Source organism: Prauserella flavalba (assembly GCF_003202235.1).
GTDB classification, from domain to species: domain Bacteria; phylum Actinomycetota; class Actinomycetes; order Mycobacteriales; family Pseudonocardiaceae; genus Prauserella_A; species Prauserella_A flavalba.
Map to the genome: position 1 here is coordinate 63745 of NZ_MASU01000022.1, position 18741 is coordinate 82485.

The window sequence follows — 18741 nt, forward strand, 5'->3', positions numbered from 1 at the left end:
CGACTATGGCCCGCTCGCAGCGCACCCTCGCCGAGCAGCTCGGCGCGCCACTTCCGCCGGGTATCGAGGCGCTCGCCGAGGAGCACAAGGAGATAATCGGCGACGCGTTGCGGCAGGCCCGGCGCAAGCAGGCCACGGCACTGTCGGCGGCGGCCGAGGAGTCGCTCTCGCACGTGCCGTTCCTGCTCAGGGGCGCTGTGCGCAAGGCAGCGGGGCTGTGAGCGACGCGCTCGACCGGCTGGAGGCCCATGCCGAGATCCTCAAGCTGGCGCGCGTGCTCGGTACCGACCCCGAGCGTTTCGCCTTCCTGCACGACGTGCCGGCCGCCGACCTCAGGAAGCTTCGCGAGCAGGTCACCGACACACTCTTCGACGCCAACCTCGGCGCGCTGCGCCGCATGGCCGCGGCCAGCAGGCTGCTACCCGCGGCGGCGCTCGCCGGAATCGCCGAGAAGGCGTTCGGACCGCTGCTCGCCGCGCGGATGGCGGGGCTCGTGGACGCGGGCAGGGGCGTGGAGATCGCGGGCCGCCTCTCCCCCGCGTTCCTCGCCGATGTCGCCGCGGAGCTGGACCCCCGGCGGGCCGCGCACATCGTCGCCAAGCTGCCGACGAGCACGGTCACGGCCGTCAGCGGCGAGCTGCGGCGGCGCGAGGACTGGATCACCCTCGGCCGGTTCGTCGGCCAGGTTCCCGACGAGGTCGCCGCGGTGGGCCTGTCCGTGCTCGACGACGTCGCGGTGCTCCGGGTCGCGTTCCTGCTCGACGACAAGGGCAAGGCCGGTTTCCTCCTCGGCACGCTGCCGGAGAGCCGCTACGCCGGGATCGTGCTGGCGGCCCACGAGAACGACCTCTGGTACGCCCTGTTCGACCTGCTCGCCCGCCTCGACGCCGCGCACCACGAGCGGCTGGCGCCGACGGCGGCGAGCCTGGCCGCCGACGTCAGGGCTGCGGCCGCCGAACAGGCCCGCGACCTGGGCCTGCTGGACACCCTGGGTCCCCTGCGCGACGCCTTCCTCAGCTGACCCCGTCCGCAGTGAAGGCCACCTTCACTGCGTTCAACGCAGTGAAGGTGGCCTTCACTGAGCCTTTTCCATCTTGATCTTTGTGTGGTTTGGCGTGTTGGTGTGCCGAACGTAGTGAAGCTCCTGGTAGATGGATCGTCGACCAAGATCAACCCAGGACCACCAGGAGCTTCGCGTGTTGTTGTATCCCGGCACGATCGACCTGTCCACCACCCACCTGCGGTATGTCGCCACCGTGGTCCGCGTCCACCGCCGCCGGATCGGCAGCCGCTGGCGTCGGCTCTCGGCCGGCCAGCAGGCCCTGCTGGTGCTGGCCCACCTGCGCAACGGCGACCCCTACGCGCGGCTGGCCGCCGGATTCGGCATCGGGATCGCCACCGTGTACCGCTACATCCGCGAAACGGTCCACCTGCTCGCCGCCCGCGCACCCACCCTCACCGACGCACTCCGGCGCCTGTCCCGCCACGGCGACAACTACGCCATCCTCGACGGCAGCGTCATCCGCACCGACCGGCTCGCCGCCGACCGACCGTTCTACTCCGGCAAACACCGCCACCACGGCATCAACCTGCAAGCACTCACCGACCCGCGCGGCACCCTGCTCTGGGTCTCCGACGGCCTACCCGCAGCGGTCAACGACACCGCCGCAGCCCGCCACCACAACATCCCCGACGCCTGCCGCCAAGCCGGCATCACCGTGCTGGCCGACAGCGGCTACCACCACATCGCCGACGGGGTGATCACCCCCTACAAACGCGTGGGCGGCGGCCACATCACCACCCGGGAACTCAACCCCGGCCAACGCGTAGCCAACACCGCCCTCGCCCGCGTCCGCGCCCCCGGCGAACGCGCCTTCGCCACCCTCAAAACCTGGCGCATCCTCACCCGCGTCCGCTGCAGCCCCCACCACGTCACCACACTCGCCAAAGCCATCCACACCCTCGAACACCACCCCCACCACCAAGGATGAAAAAGGCTCACTGCAGCAGAGGCGGCAGCGCTCCCGAGGTGATGAGGGCCTCCGCGGCGGCGATCTCCGGGGCCAGATGCCGGTCGGGGCCGGGCCCGTCGACGTGGGCGCGCAGGAGGTCCCGCGCCGCGGCCGTCACCGGAGCCGGGCGCAGCGGGGCACGGAGGTCGAGCGCGCGTGCCGCCGTGAGCAGCTCCACCGCCAGGACCGTGGTGAGCCCGTCGAGCCCACGCCGCAGCTTGCGGGCCGCCGACCAGCCCATCGACACGTGGTCCTCCTGCATCGCGCTGCTCGGAATCGAATCCACCGACGCGGGCACGGCGAGCCGCTTGAGCTCGCTGACGATCGCCGCCTGCGTGTACTGCGCGATCATGTGTCCCGAGTCCACGCCCGGGTCGGCCGCGAGGAACGCGGGCAGTCCGTGCGAGCGCGCGACGTCGAGCATCCGGTCGGTGCGCCGTTCGGCGATGCTCGCCACGTCGGCGACCCCGATGGCGAGGAAGTCGAGTACGTAGGCCAGCGGGGCGCCGTGGAAGTTGCCGTTGGACTCCACGCGCCCGTCGGCGAGCACCACCGGGTTGTCCACGGCCGAGGCGAGCTCCCGGTCGGCGACGGTCTCGGCATGCGCGAGCGTGTCCCTCGCGGCGCCGTGCACCTGCGGCGCGCACCGGAGCGAGTAGGCGTCCTGCACGCGCGGGCAGTCGGGACCTCGGTGGCTGGCGACGATCTCCGACCCGACCAGCGCCTCCCGCATCCGGCGGGCCGAGACCGCCTGGCCGGGATGTGGCCGCAGCGCCTGCAGGTCCTCGGCGAACACGCGGTCGGTGCCGAGCAGGGCCTCCACACTCATCGCGGCGGTGAGGTCGGCGACGTCGAGCAGCCGCTGGAGGTCGGCGGCGGCGAGCACGAGCATGCCCAGCATGCCGTCGGTGCCGTTGGTGAGCGCGAGCCCTTCCTTCTCCGCGAGGATCACCGGCTCGATCCCGGCCCGGCGAAGCGCGTCCGCGGCGGGCAGGCGGTGCCCCTCGGCGTCGAGCACCTCACCCTCACCCATCAGCGCGAGCGCGACGGCCGACAGCGGAGCGAGGTCGCCGGAGCAGCCCAGCGAGCCGTACTCGTGCACGACCGGCGTGAGGCCGGCGTTGAGCAGCGCGGCGAGCGTGTTCGCGAGCACGGGCCGTACCCCGGTGTGGCCGGTGGTGAGCGTCCGCAGCCGCAGCAGCATCAGCGCGCGGACCACCTCGGGCTCCACGGCCGCACCCGCCCCAGCCGCGTGCGAGCGGATCAGTGAACGCTGCAGGTCGACGCGCCGCTCCGGCGGAATGTGGCGCACGGCGAGCGCGCCGAAACCGGTCGAGACGCCGTACGCGGGCTCGGCTGCCTCGGCCAGCGCGTCGACGTGCCGTCGCGCCTCGGTGAGGTTCTTCTCGGCGACCGTGTCGAGGGCCACCGGCACCCGGTCGCGGGCGACGGCGACCACCTGGTCGCGGCGTAACGGCACACCCGTGAGCAGTACCTGATCCGGCATCCGTCCATTCCACCGTCGCCCGAGGGAGAGCATCATCGGCGGTAGACCGGTTGTGTCTCGGATTCCAGACGGGAGGGCGAATGGGCGGCGGGAACGTGCCCGCGCTGCGACGCGGGCTCGCGCTCCTCGGGGCTCTCGCACGGCACGCGGGGCCCGTCTCCGCGGCGGCGCTGGCCCGTGACCTGCGCCTGCCTCGTTCGACGACGTATCACCTGCTCGCGGAGCTGGAGGCCGCCGGGTTCGTGGTGCACCTGCCCGCCGAGCGGCGCTACGGCCTCGGGATCGCCTCGTTCGAGCTCGGCTCGGCCTACCTGCGGCACGATCCGCTCGAACGGCTCGCGGGTCCGATCCTGCGCAGGCTCGTCGACCAGGTCGGCCACAACGCCCACCTCGGCGTGCTCCACGGCAACGAGCTGCTCTACCTCGTCAAGGAGCGCCCTGCACGGCCCGAGACCCTGGTCACCGACGTCGGCGTGCGGCTGCCGGCGCACCTCACGGCGTCCGGAAGGGCGATGCTCGCCCACCTGCCGCACGCCCACGTGCGCGCGCTGTTTCCCTCGGCTGCGGCATTCGTGAACCGGACCGGCCGGGGACCCCGCGATCTCGCCGGGCTGAGGCGCGCACTGGCCGAACAACGCAGGCTCGGCTGGGCCGTCGAGGACGGGCACGTCACCGACGGTTTCGCGTCGGTGGCGTACCCGGTGTTCGATCACGGGGGCAGGCCGATGGCCGCGATCTCCGTGACGTTCCGGCACGTCTGCGACGCCGACGACGGCTGCGCGCGGACCTGGCCGGAGCTGGCCGGCCAGGTCCGGCGCGCCGCTGACGAGCTGACCACGCGCATCGGCGGCAGGCCCGCGTGATGCGGGTTCCCTACTCCTTCAGCCGCTTGAGCAGCATGTCCTTGCCCTGGTCTCCGGCCTTGCGGTTGTTCTCCTGGATCTTGCGGAACCAGGTGGCCAGCTCCCGGTCACCGTCGCGCTCGGCGTCGGCGATGTAGTTCTCCATCTGCCACACGTAGTGCAGCGAGGCCTGGATGGCGCTGATCAGGTTGTAGTTCTTGTCCTTGACGGGGCTCTGAGGTTCGGCTGCCATCAGTCGTCTCCCTTCTGCGTACGCAAGTGGTGTAACCCTTGCTCGGGAGAACAAACGGGGGCCTCATCGCCGCTCTGTCCCTCGGCCGGTGCGCTCCCGCAGCTCGTCGATCAGGCGCGAGGCCTCGGCCTTGCCCAGCCCTTCCGGGACCTCCTCGCCCGTCTCCTGCGCGAGCGTCCGCAGGTAGGACTCCTGCGGTCCGATCACCGGTTCGTCACCGGAGGGAAGTCCGCGCTGCGCGACGCGGTTTCGTGGGCGCGCAACTCGTCGAGCATGCCTTCCAGTTGGTTGTGAACGGCGTCGTAGCCGGCGGCGCCCAGGACGATGCGGCGGGGAGGGTTGTCCTGTTTCATGGCGTTCACGACGGCCTGCACCCCGCGGTAGGGATCGCCGGGCTGTCGGCCGTCCTGGCTGATCATGGAGGTGCGGACGGACTCGACGAGCGGCAGGTAGGCGTCAACCGTCTCGGTCACGGGCTCGTCGGCGAAGCTGGCGTACGCGCGGGTGCGGAAGGCGCCGGGTTCGACGGCGAGCACGTTGATACCGAACGGCGCCACTTCCTGGCGCAGCGTTTCGGTGAGGCCTTCGATGGCGAACTTCGCGGCGGTGTAGTAGCCGAAGCCGACCGTGCTCGTGATGCCGGCGACCGAGGACATGTTGACGACCCATCCGCGGCGGCGGGCGCGCATGCCCGGCAGGACGGCGCGCAGAGTCTCGGCCACGGAGAAGAAGTTCAGTTCGAAGGCTCGCCGGACGTCGGCGTCCGGCGAGCCTTCCACGGACCCGTACCAGCCCCGGCCGGCGTTGTTGACCAGGACGTCGATGCGGCCGAAGCGTTCCTCGGCGGCGTGGACGGAGGCACGGACCTGCTTGGCGTCGGTGACGTCCAGCGGCAGGACGAGCGCTCTGTCGCCATGCCGGTTCGCCCAGTTGTCGAGCAGATGTGGGCGGCGGGCGGTGAGAACCACGTTGTCGCCGTTCTCCAGGGCGACGTCGGCGTAGGTCATGCCGAATCCGCCGGGGCTCCCGCCGGTAATGAACCAGGTTTTCATGCTTACCTCTTGAGCAGGACAGATGGTTGGTGGGCGTGCTTGAGAAGATCAGTTGACTGGCGAGGATTCGTGGTCCCTGCGTCGGCCCTTCGCCCGGTCGGGGCAGGACCCGCCGCAGGTTGTTGACGTAGTTGGACAGTCGCAGGTAGGGATCACTGACGAAGTCGCGGCCGCGCTGGCGGGCCTCGGCCGGTCCGTGTCGACGACCACTGTGTGCTCGGGGGCGAGCAGCGGGCCGGGACGAGCAGACGACGGGCTGTCCGTGTGTGGGCGGGCACGGTCAGGTAGGGGTGGCTTCCGGCGGCACGGCCGGCGGCGAGGCGTAGCGTTCGCGGTCCGAGGGCGGCGAGGACGCGACGGTCGCTAGGAAGTCCTTCGGCATCAAGGGCATCGAGGAACGATTCCATGTGCTGGTACGGCGAACGGTACCCGGTCACGGACTCTGGGTGACCGAGTCCGATGCCCAGCAGGAGACGGTCGGGATGGCGAGCTTCCAGTCGACCGTAGGACTCGGCCTCGACGGCGTAGTCGATTCGGCTCGGACCGTCGTACACCGGGTTGAGCCAGGCTCCGTACCTACCAAGTGTGATCATCGTGGTGTCTCTGCTTTCAGGGCTCGATGACCAACTCAGCGATGCGGCCGTCACGCAGGGTGAACTGGAATCGCAGGTCGACGACGCCACCGGGGAAGTCACCCTCGAGGTGGTGCACGGCGACGTAGTGGTCGTCGTCGATACGCTGGGCCGCGACGAGCTTGATGGTGTAGGTGTACTCACCGCCGGCGCGTGCCAACCAGTCGCGGATCTCGCGCTTGCCGCGGTAGGTGTGCCCCTCGTCGACGGCGATGGCGTCCTCGGTGTAGTAGGCAAGGGCCGGTTCCAGATCCCGGGCGTTGTGTGCGGCCAGGTAGTCGGTGATCACCTCCGGCAGCTGGCGGGCATCGATCGGTTCACTCATGTCGCGGTCCTCTCCATCGTGGGTGTCGTGCACTCACGCTGCGGTCTCCCGCAGGGAGAGGGTCAAGCGCACCGTTCGGCGAGCGTGCAAAGTGGGGGCATGTCCCGTGGACTGACGATCGGCGAGTTCGCGCAGTTGACGCACCTGAGCGTGCGGACCCTGCGCCGCTACCACGAGTCCGGGCTGATCGAACCCGCGTCGATCGACCCCGTCAGTGGTTATCGCTACTACACCAGCGACCAAATTCCCACCGCGCAGGTCATCCATCGGCTGCGTCAGCTGGACGTGCCGCTGTCCGATGTGGCCAAGATTCTCGCCACCGAGGACACCGAGGAACGCGCCGACCTGGTCGGCGGGCACCTGCGGCGGTTGGAGGCCCAGCTGGACCGCACGCGAGCCGCCGTGACCTCGCTGCACCAACTGCTCCGTCCCGACAAGGACCTACTGCCTGTCGAACTCCGCTCAGCGCCCCCGAGAACGGTCGCCGCCGTCAAGGGCTTCGTCGACCACGGCGAGGTGCTGTCCTGGTACGCGGAGGCCATGGCTGAACTCGACGCTGCGGTCACCGGCCTGCAGTCGCTGGGACCGCCGGGAGGGCGCTACGCTAACGAGCTGTTCACCGGTGGACGGGGAGCGGTGTTGGTCTACCGTCCGGTCGCCGACCCGCCGATCCGAGGGCGAGTGACGCCCGTCAACCTTCCGGCCGCTGAACTTGCCGTCGCTGTCCATTTCGGACCCCACGACGACATTGACGTCACCTACGGCCGGCTCGGCACCTGGGTTGTCGAACACGCCCTCGCCGTGGACGGTCCTGTCCACGAAACCTATCTCGTCGGACCACGCGACGACCCGGATCCACGGGCGTGGCGAACCGAGATCGGCTGGCCCGTGTTCCGCCTGGCCGCAGGATGACTTCACGATCGTGCTCATCGCGGCCCAGTTCGTGCGGACCCAGCCCGCGACCCAAACCCGAACAAATCAAGAGCATCTGCCTGGTCTGGGCAGACTCCAGCACCTGACCGCGAAACACGAGTGACTCATGGGTACTCCTCGAGTCGAACGTATGGTCGAGCCAAGGGTCCCCGGGGAGAACCGAGAAACCGGCGCGGGGCGTGGGAGACAAGCACACCGGAGCCGGAAACGACGAAGCGCCCTGCGCGAGCAGGGCGCTTCGTCCGGTGGAGGTGCCGGGAATCGAACCCGGGTCCTCTGTCGCCTTTCCAGGGCTTCTCCGTGCGCAGTTCGCTGTGCCTCTACTCGGCCCCACCGGTCACGCGAACAAGCCGGTGTGACGGGCCCAGCCACTGTTTGTTTCCCTACCAGCTCCCGTGGCCGGGGCTGGAGGTAAGCCTCCTAGCTGATGCCGGCAGACCGGGTCGGAGGCTTCCCCGGGCCGACAGACTCGCACTCGCTCAGGCGGCGAGGGCGAAGTCGCGCTGACTGTTCGTCTTGGCGCTTATTTTAGTTGCGACGACGCTCACGGTGGTCGTTGCCTGCACCGGCACGCTTCCCCTGGATCAACGTCCAGAGTCGAGACCGTTCACCCCCTTCGGATGTTGCTTTCCGATCAGGATAACGCGTGAGGGCAAGTCGTTAATCCCGCAGGCGGAGGTAGGGATGCCCCTACCCCGAACTCGCCAGCGAGCATCATGGTCGCCCCAGGTCAGGCGGGCCATGCTGGTTCCAGTCAGCCACAGAATGGAGTCAGCATGAACCCGGCACGCACCGAAGAGGGCGGCGGCGGCCGCCGGCCGCCGATCGGCGGGTCGGTCGCCTATCTCCTGCTCAACCTGCCCGTCGGCATCGCGGGCTTCGTCTTCCTGGTCACCACCCTCTCCGTTGGCATCTCGACGGCGATCATCTGGGTCGGCGTGCCGGTGCTGGCGCTGGCGGTGCTGGCCACACGCGGCGCCGCCCGGCTCGAACGGGCCCGCATCTACGCGCTGCTCGACCACTACATCGACCTGCCGTACCGGTCGCTGCCCGAGGGAACACAGCAGCGGCGCTGGAAGGCGCGGCTGAAGGACTCGGCGACCTGGAAGGACATGACGTACTTCCTGCTGCTGTTCCCGATCGGTGTCGCCGAGTTCTGCATCGTGCTCACTACCTGGACGACGGCATTGGGTCTTGCCGCTCTGCCGTTCTACTACCGGTACCTGCCGGACGGCGCGTACTACTTCCCGTCCTGGGACCTGCGCTGGTTCACCGTCGACTCGATCCCGTCGTCGCTGCCGTGGGCCGCGCTCGGCGTGCTGCTGCTGGCGGTGTCGGCGGTGCTCAGCAGGGGGCTGGCGAGCGCGCACGCCCGGTTCGCGACGCTCCTGCTGGGTCCGGCTCCCCGGCGATTCCGGGAGGACTCCTTTCGCGGCACGACCGCGATGAGCCCGGTGGCAGGATGATGACCAGCCCAGCCAGGGAGGACTCACGCATGACGGACGCCAAGCCGGTGGCCGAGCAGCCACGGCCGCAGGCCTTCAAGGCCATTGGCTTCATGATCGTGAGCTTCCCCCTGCGGCTGGTGCAGTTCGTGCTGATCGTGACGCTGGCCGCGGTCGGCGTCACCACCGTGATCATCTGGGTGGGCATCCCGATCCTGCTGCTGGCCACGCAGCTCACGCGCTGGTTCGGCGACCTCGAACGGTCGTGGGTCCGCACGGCGTTGGGCACTCCGCTGCCCCCGGTCGAACGGGCGCAGACCGAGGGTGGCTGGATGCGCCGCTGGTTCGGGCAGCTCACCGACCCGACCACGTGGCGCGACCTCGGTTACCTGATGCTCGCGTTCCCGCTCGGGGTGCTCGAGTTCGCGATCGGGCTGGTGGCGGTGATCCTGCTGCCCATCGCGATCTGGGTGGTGCCGAGCATCGGCTGGCTGCACGGCCAGCTGGCGATGTCGCTGCTCGGGCCGCCGAAGGCGCAGCGGCTGGCGGCGAAGGCGTCGCGGTTGCAGGCGTCCAGGGCGCGTGGCGTGGATGCCGCCGAGGCGGAGCGCAGGCGCATCGAGCGGGACCTGCACGACGGCGCGCAGCAGCGGCTGGTGTCGGTGGCGATGAGCCTCGGCCGGGCGAAGGCGAAACTGGACGGCGACCCCTCGGCGGTGCGTGCCCTGATCGACGAGGCGCACACCGACGCGAAGCTCGCCGTGTCGGAACTGCGTGACCTCGCCCGTGGCATCTACCCGGCGGTGCTCGCCGACCGCGGCCTCGACGCGGCGCTGTCGGCGCAGGCCGCGAAGGCTCCGATTCACGTCGACGTCGAGGTGGACGTGGAGCCGAGGCCGCCGGCGGCGGTGGAGACGACGGCATACTTCATCGTGGGCGAGACGCTGACGAACATCGCCAAGCACGCGGGGGCGACCGAGGCCGGGGTGCGGGTGTGGCGCACCGACGACACCGTGGTGGTCGAGGTGACGGACAACGGGCGTGGCGGCGCGCAGATGCGACCGGGGGGTGGGCTTGCCGGGCTGGCCGACCGTGCTGCCACGATTGACGGCGTCATCTCCGTCGTCAGCCCACCCGGCGGTCCCACGGTGATCCGAGCGGACCTTCCCTGCACGTGGTGAGCTGCTGTTGTTCACCACTGGGGAGCTTGGATGCGGGTGGTCATTGCCGAGGATGCCGTTCTGCTGCGCGCGGGGGTCGAGCGCCTGCTGGCCGACGAGGGGATCGAGACGGTCGCCGCGGTCGGCAACGGCGACGAGCTGCTGACCGCCGTCGAGCAGCACCGGCCGGAACTGGCCATCGTCGACGTGCGGATGCCGCCGACGTTCACTGACGAAGGATTGCGGGCCGCGCTGCGGGCCAGGGAAATCGTGCCGGGTCTGCCGGTGTTGGTGCTGTCGCAGTACGTCGAGGAGACGTACGCGGTGGAGCTGCTCTCCGCGGGCGCGGGCGGCGTGGGTTATCTGCTGAAGGAGCGAGTCGCCGATGTCACCGACTTCCTGGACGCCGTGCGCCGGGTCGCGAGCGGCGGCACCGCCATCGACCCGGAAGTGATCGCACAGCTCATGGCCAGGGGCAAGAAGAACCCGCTGGACTCGCTGACGGCGCGCGAGACCGAGGTGCTGGGCCTGATGGCCCAGGGCCTCTCCAACACGGCCATCGCCAACAGCCTCGTGGTCTCGCACGGCGCGGTGGAGAAGCACATCGGCAACATCTTCGCGAAACTCGGCCTGGAGGCCAGCTCCGAGGAGCACCGCCGCGTCCGCGCCGTCCTCACCTACCTGGGCCGCTGACCCACCTCTGCCGCCGCTTGGGGAGCAAGGGAGCTTTACTCCCGCAAAACGGGAGTAAAGCTCCCTTGCTCCCCTTTTGGCTTGCCCAGGCCCACCGACTGCGGTAGGGCAGACCCCACCACGGCCGGCCGAAAACCGGAAGATCAAGACGCCAGCCTGCACGGCTGTGCATCGCACCCCCGTTGACCAGGCTTGATGGCATGACCACGAGCCAGTTGAGCCCACCGCGAACCCGGGACCGCTTCCTCGACATCGTCCGCGCACTCGCCATTCTCGGCGTCGTCGTCCAGCACTGGGCGATGCCGGTGCTCGACTACTCCGGCGGCGCCATCACCACGGGCAACGCGCTCACCACCCCCGGCTGGTGGGCCATCACGTGGCTCTCCCAGGTCATGCCACTGGTCTTCTTCGCGGGCGGGGCCGCGAACCTGATCTCCCTGCGCCGCGCGAGCTCCACTCGCGACTGGCTCGCCACGCGCCTGCGCAGGCTGCTGCTACCCGTGTTGCCGCTGTTCGCCGTGTGGCTCGTCGTGCCGACGGTCCTGCACGACCTCGGCGTTCCCGAACAACCCGTCGCCATCGCCGGGGCGATCGCCGCCCAGCTGCTGTGGTTCCTCGCCGTCTACCTGCTCACCATCCTCGCGACGCCGCTGCTCGCCGCCGCCCACCGCCGCTTCGGGCTGGCCGTGCCATTCGCGCTCGCCGCGGCGGCGGCGCTCGTGGACGTCGCCCGCTTCGATGGCGTCCCGCTCGTCGGCTACGCCAACGCCGTGTTCGTCTGGCTCGCCGTGCACCAGCTCGGCTTCCACTACGCCGAGGGCAGGCTCGGCAACCTCTCCCCTCGCGCCGCCCTCGGCATGTCCGCCGCGGGCTTCGGCGTCACCGCGCTGTTCGTCGCGTTCGGGCCCTACGCCGCGAGCATGATCGGCATGCCCGGCGCTCCCGTGTCCAACATGAGCCCGCCCACCGCCTGCCTGGTGAGCCTCGCCGTCGGCCAGGTCGGTCTCGTGCTCGCCGCGAAGAAGGCGCTGAACCGCCTCGCCGAGCGGCCCGCCGTCAGCGGCGTACTCGGCTGGGTCGGTCCCCGGTTCATGAGCATCTACCTCTGGCACATGCCCGCGCTGGTCGTCGTGTCCGGCGTGCTGGTGCTCGCGCTCGGCTACGCCACCCCGGTGCCGGGCAGCCTGCTCTGGCTCGCCGCGCTGCCCGCCTGGCTGACGCTCACCGGGCTCGTGCTCGCCGGCCTGCTCAGGGTGTTCGGCCGCTTCGAGGCGACGCCCCGGCCCGCGACGGTCACCGCACCGTTCTGGCAGCTGGTCACGGCCGGCCTGCTCGGCTCGGCAGGGCTGCTGGGTCTCGCGGCGAAGGGCTTCGCCAACGGTCCCGAGCTGTGGGTCGCGCTCGTGGTGGGCGCGTTCCTGCTCAGCGGGAAGGCCGTGACACGCGAGCCGGTCGCCGCCTAGGTGTCGTGACCCGGGAGGTTGTTGACGGCGCGCCTGCTTGAACGTGGGAGGACCTCCTGGCGGAGTGGATGTGTCTGGCATTCACCCGCAGGAGGTCCTCGATGGCTCACGCTAATGCCCGTACCAATGTGTTCGCTCGTCGCCTGATCGTTGAGCGTGTCGCTGCCGGGTGGCCGGCCGCGCACGTGGCCGAGCAGCTGGGGGTGTCGCGCGCGACGGTGTACAAGTGGGTGCGCCGTTACGCCGAGGGTGGCGACGCCGCGTTGGGTGATCGTTCGTCGCGGCCGCGGCGGATGCCCACTCGCACCCCGAAATGGGTCGAGCAGCGGGTGTTGGCCGCGCGGCGACGCCGCCGTCGCGGCGCGGTCGCGCTCGCCTCCGAGCTCGGTCTCAACCCGTCGACGGTCGGACGGATCCTGGCCCGCCACGCCGTGCCGCACCTGGCCGCGATCGACCCGATTACCGGCGAGCCGGTACGCGGTTCGCGGTGCAGCCCCCACCGCTATGAACACCGCACACCCGGGTCAATGATCCACGTGGACGTGAAGAAACTGGGCCGGATCCCGGCCGGTGGCGGGTGGCGACTGCACGGGCGCGAGGCGAAGGTATCGGTCGCGAACCGCCACAAGAAGACCAAGATCGGCTACGACTACGTCCACACCGCGATCGATGACCACACCCGCCTGGCCTACAGCGAGGTCCTCGCCGACGAGAAAGACCACACCTGTGCGGCCTTCCTGCACCGCGCGCTGGCCTGGTTCGCCGCCCACAACATCCGCGTGCGCCGCGTCCTGACCGACAACGCCCTGGTCTACCGGCGCGGCACCGACTGGGGCTGGGTCTGCACGGCCTGGAGCATCAAACGCCGCTTCACCAAACCCGGCTGCCCCTGGACCAACGGCAAAGCCGAACGCTTCAACCGCACCCTGCTCAACGAATGGGCCTACGCCCGACCCTGGACCAGCAACACGTCCCGCCGTCGCGGCCTTGACCGATTCCTCCACCACTACAACACTCAACGCGGCCACTCCGCCCTCGGCGGCCGACCACCCATCAGCAGGCTCGCCGCCTGACAACAACGTGTCAGGTCACGACACCTAGGAGGCCGAGCAGCTTGGCGGGCGTGTCGTGCAGGACGGCGCGGAGGAACGGCTCACCCAGCCGGTCGTCGGCGTCCGCCCACTGCGCGATCGCCCGCAGCTGCGTGGCGTAGGAGTACGGGATGTTCGGGAAGTCGGTGCCCAGCACCACCCGGTCGGCGATCCCGGCGAGCCGCGCGGGCCAGTCCCCCGGCAGCGGCATGAAGTTCTCCGTGAAGGGCACGCCCACCATCGTCGTGTCGAGATGGACCCTCGGGTACTCGGCCACGAGGGCCAGCGCCCGGTCGTACTCGGGCATCCCCGCGTGGGCGAGCACGGTCACCAGCCGGGGATGCCTGGCCAGCACCTCGGCGAACACGTCGAGGCCGGTGTGCTCGCCCCGCAGCGGCCCGTGTCCACAGTGGATCACCACGGGCACGCCGGCGTCGGCGAGGGCGCCCCACGCGCCGTCCAATAGCGGGTCCCTCGGGTCGTAGGCGCCCACCTGCACGTGAGCCTTGACGCAGCGAACGCCCGCCCGCAGGGCCGCATCCACATAAGACGCGGCGCCCTGCTCCGGATACAACGTCGCCGTCGGCACGGCGTCCGGCTCCCTGGCGGCGAAGTCGAGCGCCCACTGGTTCAGCCACTCCGCCATACCCGGCTTGTGCGGATAGACCAGCGGCGCGAACCGGCGGACGCCCAGCGACCTGAGCACGGCGAGCCGCTCCTGCTCGGGCAGCCGATAGAACACCGGCCACTCCATGCCGTAGTTCGTCGTCGCGTCGTCGAAGTACGCCCACACCTTCGCGAGCATGCGCTCGGGCAGGAAGTGCACGTGGATGTCGACGAGCCCGTCCAGCCCGAGTGAGCCGACCCACCCGGCGACGTCGTCGTCCGATGCCGGCCCCATCAACGGCGGTACTTGCCCTTGACCGCGCGGCCCATCGCCTTGGCCACCTCGCGCTCGGCGTCGCGCTTGGCGAGGGACTGGCGCTTGTCGTAGGCCTTCTTGCCCTTGGCGAGGGCCAGCTCCACCTTCACCTTGCCGTCCTTGAAGTACAGCGACAGCGGGACGAGGCTGACGCCGCCCTCCTTGGTCTTGCCGATGAGCTTCTCGATCTCACCGCGGTGCAGCAGCAGCTTGCGGGTACGCCGGGGAGCGTGGTTCGTCCACGTCCCCTGCGCGTACTCGGCGATGTGCAGGCCGCGCAGGAAGATCTCACCGTCGTCGACGGTCGCGAACGCGTCGGTGAGCGACGCCTTGCCGTCGCGGAGGCTCTTCACCTCGGTACCGACGAGCACGACCCCGGCCTCGTAGGTGTCGAGGATCGAGTAGTCGTGGCGGGCGCGCCGGTTCGACGCGATCACCTTGCGGCCGACTTCCTTGGGCATACCTTCGACTTTAGCTCTAGTGACGCACGTAGAGGCGGAGCGTCACGTAGCCGGTGATGGCGGAGATCAGCATCGACACCCCGAGCAGGATCGGCGCCACGGGGAACAGCACGTCGAGCAGCTCGATCTTGGGTATCGCCCCGCCCGTGGCCTCAAGGATGCGGTCGAGCGCGACGTACTTCAAGGTGATCAGCCCGCCGACGCCGATGATCGCGCCGAGTGCGCCCGCGACCACCGCCTCCAGCAGGAACGGTAGCTGCGTGTACCAGCGCGTGGCACCCACCAGGCGCATGATGCCCACTTCCGTTCGCCGGGTGTAGGCGGAGACCTGGATGGTGTTGGCGATCAGCAGCACGGCGGCGAGCGCCGCGATGAGCGCGATGATGAACGTGCCGTTCCGGCCGGAGTTGAGCAGGCTGAAGAAGCGGTCGAGGAACTTGTTCTGGTCGTCGACGTTGGCGACACCGGCCTGCCCGGAGAACTCCTGCACGATCACGTCACTGCGGGCGGGGTCGAACAGCTTCACATGCAGGGAGGCGGGCAGCGCCTCGGGCCTGGCCAGCTCGACGAGCTCGGGCTGACCCTCGAAGATCCGCTTGAACCGCTCGTAGGCCTCATTGCGGTCCTCGAAGACCACGGACTCCACGGCCTGGTTGCTCTCGAGCGCCTGCCGGATCGACGCACACGGCTCCCCGGTGCAGTCCTTGTCGTTGGCGCTGATGTCCTCGGTCAGGTACACCGTCACCTCGACGTCGTCGAGGTAGCTCGCCTTCATCTTGTCGATCGTGCGGACGAAGAGCAGGCCACCACCGAACATGCCCAGCGAGATGGCGGTGGTGAGAATCATCGCGATGGTCATCGTGACGTTCCGGCGGAGACCGGTGATGACCTCGCTGAACACGAAGCTGGCACGCATCGGGGGGATGGTCCTTGGGTCGGGGGATATCGGGGGCGGGGGTGAGGAGTGGGTGCTCGGCGCTGCGGGGGATCAGCGACCGACGCCGTACACGCCTCGCTTGTCGTCTCGGATCACCCTGCCGAGGTGCAACTCGACGACACGGCGACGCATGGAGTCGACGATCGAGTGGTCGTGGGTGGCCATCAGGACCGTGGTGCCGGTGCGGTTGATCCGCTCCAGCAGCAGCATGATGTCCTGGCTGGTGTCGGGGTCCAGGTTCCCCGTGGGCTCGTCGGCCAGCAGCACCAGCGGCCGGTTCACGAACGCGCGGGCGATCGCGACACGCTGCTGCTCACCACCGGAGAGCTCGTTGGGCATCCGGTCGGCCTTGCCGTCGAGACCGACCAGCTCCAGCACCTCGGGCACCACCTTCGTGATGGTGCGCTTGGGCTTGCCGATCACCTCGAGCGCGAACGCGACGTTCTCGGCGACCGTCTTGTTGGTCAGGAGGCGGAAGTCCTGGAAGACGCAGCCGATCGTCTGCCGCAGCCGGGGGATCCTGCGGCGGGCCATCTTGGCGACGTCGAAGTTCGACACCATCACCCGGCCCTTGGTGGGCACCTCCTCACGGAGGAGCAGCCGGAGGAACGTCGACTTGCCCGACCCCGAGGGGCCGATGAGGAAGACGAACTCACCCTTGTCCACATCCACGGACACCCCATCGAGTGCAGGGCGCGCCGAGGTCTTGTAGACCTTGGAAACACTATCGAGCCGGATCACGGTCCGCCATCCTACCCACGGCGCCCGTTAAGGCCAGGTTGCCTCCGCAAACCTAGGCCGCTTCGGTCTCCTGTTGCTTGCGCCACCGGATGCCCGATTCGAGGAACGCGTCGAGCTCGCCGTCCAGCACGGCGGTGGGATTGCCGACCTCGAGGCCCGTGCGCACGTCCTTCACCTGCTGGTACGGGTGCAGGACGTAGTTGCGCATCTGGTTGCCCCAGCTGGACCCGCCGTCACGCAGCGCATCCAGTTCGGCACGCTCCTCGGCCTTCTTGCGCTGGAGGAGCTTGGCCTGCAGCACCTTCATCGCCGCCGCCTTGTTCTGCAGCTGCGACTTCTCGTTCTGGCACGAGACGACGATGCCGGTCGGGAGGTGGGTGATGCGGACGGCGGAGTCGGTGGTGTTCACGCTCTGTCCACCGGGGCCTGACGAACGGTAAACGTCCACCCGAATGTCCTTTTCGGGCACGTCGACGTGGTCGACCTCTTCCACCTCGGGCAGCACCTCGACGTGTGCGAACGAGGTCTGCCTGCGGCTCTGGTTGTCGAACGGCGAGATGCGGACGAGCCGGTGAGTGCCTTGCTCGACCGAGAGCGTGCCGTAGACGTAGGGCGCGGTGACCTTGAAGGTGGCCGAGCGGATGCCCGCCTCCTCCGCGTAGGAGATGTCGTACACGTCGGTCGGGTAACCGTGCCGCTCGGCCCACCGCAGGTACATCCGCAGGAGCATCTCCGCCCAGTCCGCGGCGTCGACGCCGCCGGCCTCGGAACGGATGGTGACGACGGCGTTGCGCTCGTCGTACTCGCCCGAGAGGAGCGTGCGCACCTCGAGGGCGTCGACGTCATTCGCGAGGCCCTTGATGTCGTTCTCGGCCTCCGCCTTGCTGGCAGCGTCACCCTCGGCCTCGGCGAGCTCGTACAGCACGCCGAGGTCGTCGAGGCGCTGACGCAGCTCGGTGACCTTGCGGATCTCGGCCTGCTTGTGCGAAAGCTGGCTCGTGACCTTCTGCGCGGCCTCGGGGTCATCCCAGAGGTCGGGGCGCGCGGCCTCTTCCTCCAGTTCGGCGACCTCTTTGCGCAGGGCATCGACGTCCATGACGGACTCGATCTGGGTCAGCTTGCCGCCGAGGTCCTTCAGGACGGCTTCGAACTCAGCACTCACAACCCACAAGGTTACGGCAAATAGTGCGGCCGCTCGCGGCGGCCGCACGTACTCGCCCTGCTCAGCTCGACGAGACGGAGTCGAGCAGCTTCAGCGCGGCCCTGGCGTGCGCCTGGCCGAACTCGGCGACGGCCTTGGCGATCGGGTCGCCCGCCGCCTTCACGGCGGCCTTGGCCTCGTCGAGTTCCTCGCTGTAGGCGGCCCGCGCCGACTCGAGGAGCGTGGCCCGCTGCTTCGGCGTGAGCACGCTGGCGTGCACGACGCGCAGGATCAGTGGGCTACGCAGGTGGTCGGGCCCGGAGTCGCTGGTCAGCCAGCCCTTGAAGGCCTTCTTCCCAGCGGCGGTGATCAGATATTGCTGACTGGAGCGGGGTCCCTGCTTGCCGAGCCGCACGAGGCCCTCCTTGTGCAAGGCGGGAAGCTCCCGGTAGACCTGGCTCCTCGTCACGCTGAAGAACGTGCCAAAGCGTTCCCCAGCTCCCGCGACGAGCTCGCCACCGGTGGCAGGGCCGTCGTGAAGCAGTCCAAGCAGTGCTGCGGCGGTTGCGTTCAAATCGGACACCTCTCTACCGTGCCACGCTTTCGGCCATCTGTCCACTGTGGTCCGGAAATCCGTCCACTGTGGAACTGATGTATCAGGCAGCGCACCCCGGAGACCTCCGGAAACGGAAAAGGCCCGGATCCGAAGATCCGGGCCTTTTCCGCTGGTAGCGGGGACAGGATTTGAACCTGCGACCTCTGGGTTATGAGCCCAGCGAGCTACCGAACTGCTCCACCCCGCGTCGTTGTGAGCACAACACTACCGGACGCCAGAAAAGCCCCCACACCCACCCCCCACTCCCCCGAAAAGCGCCACCGAACACGCCAAAAGGGCTCCACGCCAACCGGGGGTCCAGGGGGCGGAGCCCTCCTGGCGGGGGTCCGGGGGTTCGACCCCCGGGGGAAATGCGAAAGGTGCCGAGGTTCGCGCTCTCCGCGAACACTCGGCACCCAGCAGCTGTAGCGGGGACAGGATTTGAACCTGCGACCTCTGGGTTATGAGCCCAGCGAGCTACCGAACTGCTCCACCCCGCGTCGGTGACACCCACTTTACGCCTGGGTTTCGGCCAG

General features: G+C 69.3%; 21 protein-coding genes, 2 tRNA genes and 1 other RNA gene. 10 read left to right on the forward strand and 14 right to left on the reverse strand.

The genetic code is table 11. The annotated features are described in order from the left end of the window. The first annotated feature begins 5 nt into the window (after positions 1-5). From BA062_RS36495 to BA062_RS36505, 3 genes are all read left to right on the forward strand, one after another. Positions 6-221, forward strand: a complete 216-nt coding sequence (locus BA062_RS36495) for a hypothetical protein (protein WP_110343699.1) — start codon at positions 6-8, stop codon at positions 219-221. Further along, complete coding sequence (locus tag BA062_RS36500) at positions 218-1021, forward strand: hypothetical protein (RefSeq protein ID WP_110343700.1); 804 nt, start codon at positions 218-220, stop codon at positions 1019-1021. The genes BA062_RS36495 and BA062_RS36500 overlap by 4 nt, the downstream gene beginning before the upstream one ends. A gap of 175 nt (positions 1022-1196) precedes the next feature. Next, entirely contained in the window at positions 1197-1991 is a 795-nt protein-coding gene (locus BA062_RS36505) for a transposase family protein (protein WP_110334447.1), read from the forward strand. 7 nt (positions 1992-1998) lie between these two features. Here BA062_RS36505 and hutH read toward each other — a convergent pair whose 3' ends face one another. Then, the gene (hutH, locus tag BA062_RS36510; RefSeq protein WP_110343701.1) at positions 1999-3519 is read right to left on the reverse strand and encodes a histidine ammonia-lyase; all 1521 of its coding nucleotides are present in this window, start codon (positions 3517-3519) and stop codon (positions 1999-2001) included. Between the two features lie 80 nt (positions 3520-3599). On the opposite strand from hutH, the gene BA062_RS36515 reads away from it, so the two are divergent. After that, entirely contained in the window at positions 3600-4382 is a 783-nt protein-coding gene (locus tag BA062_RS36515; protein ID WP_110343702.1) for an IclR family transcriptional regulator, read from the forward strand. Positions 4383-4392: 10 nt separating this feature from the next. Here the strand turns inward: BA062_RS36515 and BA062_RS36520 are convergent, their stop codons facing one another. From BA062_RS36520 to BA062_RS36535, 4 genes are all read right to left on the reverse strand, one after another. Further along, positions 4393-4614, reverse strand: coding sequence for a hypothetical protein (locus BA062_RS36520; protein WP_110343703.1), 222 nt, complete (start codon positions 4612-4614; stop codon positions 4393-4395). A 63-nt stretch (positions 4615-4677) separates the two neighbouring features. Next, a complete protein-coding gene (locus BA062_RS36525; protein ID WP_110343704.1) occupies positions 4678-4821 on the reverse strand; it encodes a DUF3072 domain-containing protein in 144 nt (47 codons plus the stop codon). Further along, positions 4818-5666 (reverse strand): SDR family NAD(P)-dependent oxidoreductase, encoded by an 849-nt coding sequence (locus tag BA062_RS36530; protein ID WP_110343705.1) that lies wholly within the window; start codon positions 5664-5666, stop codon positions 4818-4820. Before BA062_RS36530 ends, BA062_RS36525 begins: the two co-directional genes overlap by 4 nt. Positions 5667-6275: 609 nt before the next feature. Next, complete coding sequence (locus tag BA062_RS36535) at positions 6276-6623, reverse strand: nuclear transport factor 2 family protein (RefSeq protein ID WP_110343706.1); 348 nt, start codon at positions 6621-6623, stop codon at positions 6276-6278. A 99-nt stretch (positions 6624-6722) separates the two neighbouring features. Between BA062_RS36535 and BA062_RS36540 the strand changes: the two genes are divergently transcribed. Then, complete coding sequence (locus BA062_RS36540; RefSeq protein ID WP_110343707.1) at positions 6723-7535, forward strand: MerR family transcriptional regulator; 813 nt, start codon at positions 6723-6725, stop codon at positions 7533-7535. A gap of 264 nt (positions 7536-7799) precedes the next feature. On the opposite strand, the gene ssrA is transcribed toward BA062_RS36540, so the two are convergent. Beyond that, positions 7800-8171, reverse strand: a transfer-messenger RNA (tmRNA) gene (ssrA, locus tag BA062_RS36545). Between the two features lie 161 nt (positions 8172-8332). Between ssrA and BA062_RS36550 the strand changes: the two genes are divergently transcribed. The 5 genes from BA062_RS36550 (at position 8333) to BA062_RS36570 (ending at position 13390) form a co-directional block, all read left to right on the forward strand. Next, positions 8333-9022: a sensor domain-containing protein gene (locus tag BA062_RS36550; RefSeq protein WP_110343708.1), complete on the forward strand. Its 690-nt coding sequence runs from the start codon at positions 8333-8335 to the stop codon at positions 9020-9022. 29 nt (positions 9023-9051) lie between these two features. Next, positions 9052-10182, forward strand: coding sequence for a sensor histidine kinase (locus BA062_RS36555; protein ID WP_110343709.1), 1131 nt, complete (start codon positions 9052-9054; stop codon positions 10180-10182). Positions 10183-10212: 30 nt separating this feature from the next. Continuing rightward, entirely contained in the window at positions 10213-10854 is a 642-nt protein-coding gene (locus BA062_RS36560; RefSeq protein WP_110343710.1) for a response regulator transcription factor, read from the forward strand. Between the two features lie 200 nt (positions 10855-11054). After that, a complete protein-coding gene (locus BA062_RS36565) occupies positions 11055-12317 on the forward strand; it encodes an acyltransferase family protein (RefSeq protein WP_110343711.1) in 1263 nt (420 codons plus the stop codon). 101 nt (positions 12318-12418) lie between these two features. Then, entirely contained in the window at positions 12419-13390 is a 972-nt protein-coding gene (locus tag BA062_RS36570) for an IS481 family transposase (protein WP_110340084.1), read from the forward strand. 10 nt (positions 13391-13400) lie between these two features. On the opposite strand, the gene BA062_RS36575 is transcribed toward BA062_RS36570, so the two are convergent. The 8 genes from BA062_RS36575 to BA062_RS36610 all read right to left on the reverse strand — a co-directional run bounded on the left by BA062_RS36575 (position 13401) and on the right by BA062_RS36610 (position 18705). After that, a complete protein-coding gene (locus BA062_RS36575; RefSeq protein WP_110343712.1) occupies positions 13401-14309 on the reverse strand; it encodes an amidohydrolase family protein in 909 nt (302 codons plus the stop codon). Beyond that, positions 14309-14791 carry an SsrA-binding protein SmpB gene (gene smpB / locus BA062_RS36580; RefSeq protein WP_110343713.1) on the reverse strand — a complete coding sequence of 161 codons (483 nt, stop codon included), beginning with the start codon at positions 14789-14791 and terminating at the stop codon, positions 14309-14311. Before smpB ends, BA062_RS36575 begins: the two co-directional genes overlap by 1 nt. Positions 14792-14807: 16 nt before the next feature. Further along, positions 14808-15707: a permease-like cell division protein FtsX gene (gene ftsX / locus BA062_RS36585; RefSeq protein WP_110343714.1), complete on the reverse strand. Its 900-nt coding sequence runs from the start codon at positions 15705-15707 to the stop codon at positions 14808-14810. A 72-nt stretch (positions 15708-15779) separates the two neighbouring features. After that, entirely contained in the window at positions 15780-16469 is a 690-nt protein-coding gene (ftsE, locus tag BA062_RS36590; RefSeq protein ID WP_110343715.1) for a cell division ATP-binding protein FtsE, read from the reverse strand. A 52-nt stretch (positions 16470-16521) separates the two neighbouring features. Beyond that, the gene (gene prfB, locus BA062_RS36595) at positions 16522-17631 is read right to left on the reverse strand and encodes a peptide chain release factor 2 (protein WP_110343716.1); all 1110 of its coding nucleotides are present in this window, start codon (positions 17629-17631) and stop codon (positions 16522-16524) included. A 61-nt stretch (positions 17632-17692) separates the two neighbouring features. After that, the gene (locus BA062_RS36600) at positions 17693-18229 is read right to left on the reverse strand and encodes a PadR family transcriptional regulator (RefSeq protein ID WP_342768980.1); all 537 of its coding nucleotides are present in this window, start codon (positions 18227-18229) and stop codon (positions 17693-17695) included. Positions 18230-18336: 107 nt separating this feature from the next. Continuing rightward, positions 18337-18413, reverse strand: a tRNA-Met gene (locus tag BA062_RS36605). Positions 18414-18631: 218 nt separating this feature from the next. After that, positions 18632-18705, reverse strand: a tRNA-Met gene (locus BA062_RS36610). Between the last annotated feature and the right edge of the window lie 36 nt (positions 18706-18741).

Coding starts and splice junctions, on each gene's coding strand:
- BA062_RS36495 (WP_110343699.1), top strand. CDS start 6: ATGGCCCGCTCGCAGCGCACCCTCGCCGAGCAGCTCGGCGCGCCACTT.
- BA062_RS36550 (WP_110343708.1), top strand. CDS start 8,333: ATGAACCCGGCACGCACCGAAGAGGGCGGCGGCGGCCGCCGGCCGCCG.
- BA062_RS36520 (WP_110343703.1), bottom strand. CDS start 4,614: ATGGCAGCCGAACCTCAGAGCCCCGTCAAGGACAAGAACTACAACCTG.
- BA062_RS36540 (WP_110343707.1), top strand. CDS start 6,723: ATGTCCCGTGGACTGACGATCGGCGAGTTCGCGCAGTTGACGCACCTG.
- BA062_RS36575 (WP_110343712.1), bottom strand. CDS start 14,309: ATGGGGCCGGCATCGGACGACGACGTCGCCGGGTGGGTCGGCTCACTC.
- BA062_RS36570 (WP_110340084.1), top strand. CDS start 12,419: ATGGCTCACGCTAATGCCCGTACCAATGTGTTCGCTCGTCGCCTGATC.
- hutH (WP_110343701.1), bottom strand. CDS start 3,519: ATGCCGGATCAGGTACTGCTCACGGGTGTGCCGTTACGCCGCGACCAG.
- BA062_RS36535 (WP_110343706.1), bottom strand. CDS start 6,623: ATGAGTGAACCGATCGATGCCCGCCAGCTGCCGGAGGTGATCACCGAC.
- ftsX (WP_110343714.1), bottom strand. CDS start 15,707: ATGCGTGCCAGCTTCGTGTTCAGCGAGGTCATCACCGGTCTCCGCCGG.
- BA062_RS36555 (WP_110343709.1), top strand. CDS start 9,052: ATGACGGACGCCAAGCCGGTGGCCGAGCAGCCACGGCCGCAGGCCTTC.
- BA062_RS36530 (WP_110343705.1), bottom strand. CDS start 5,666: ATGAAAACCTGGTTCATTACCGGCGGGAGCCCCGGCGGATTCGGCATG.
- BA062_RS36560 (WP_110343710.1), top strand. CDS start 10,213: ATGCGGGTGGTCATTGCCGAGGATGCCGTTCTGCTGCGCGCGGGGGTC.
- BA062_RS36515 (WP_110343702.1), top strand. CDS start 3,600: ATGGGCGGCGGGAACGTGCCCGCGCTGCGACGCGGGCTCGCGCTCCTC.
- BA062_RS36565 (WP_110343711.1), top strand. CDS start 11,055: ATGACCACGAGCCAGTTGAGCCCACCGCGAACCCGGGACCGCTTCCTC.
- smpB (WP_110343713.1), bottom strand. CDS start 14,791: ATGCCCAAGGAAGTCGGCCGCAAGGTGATCGCGTCGAACCGGCGCGCC.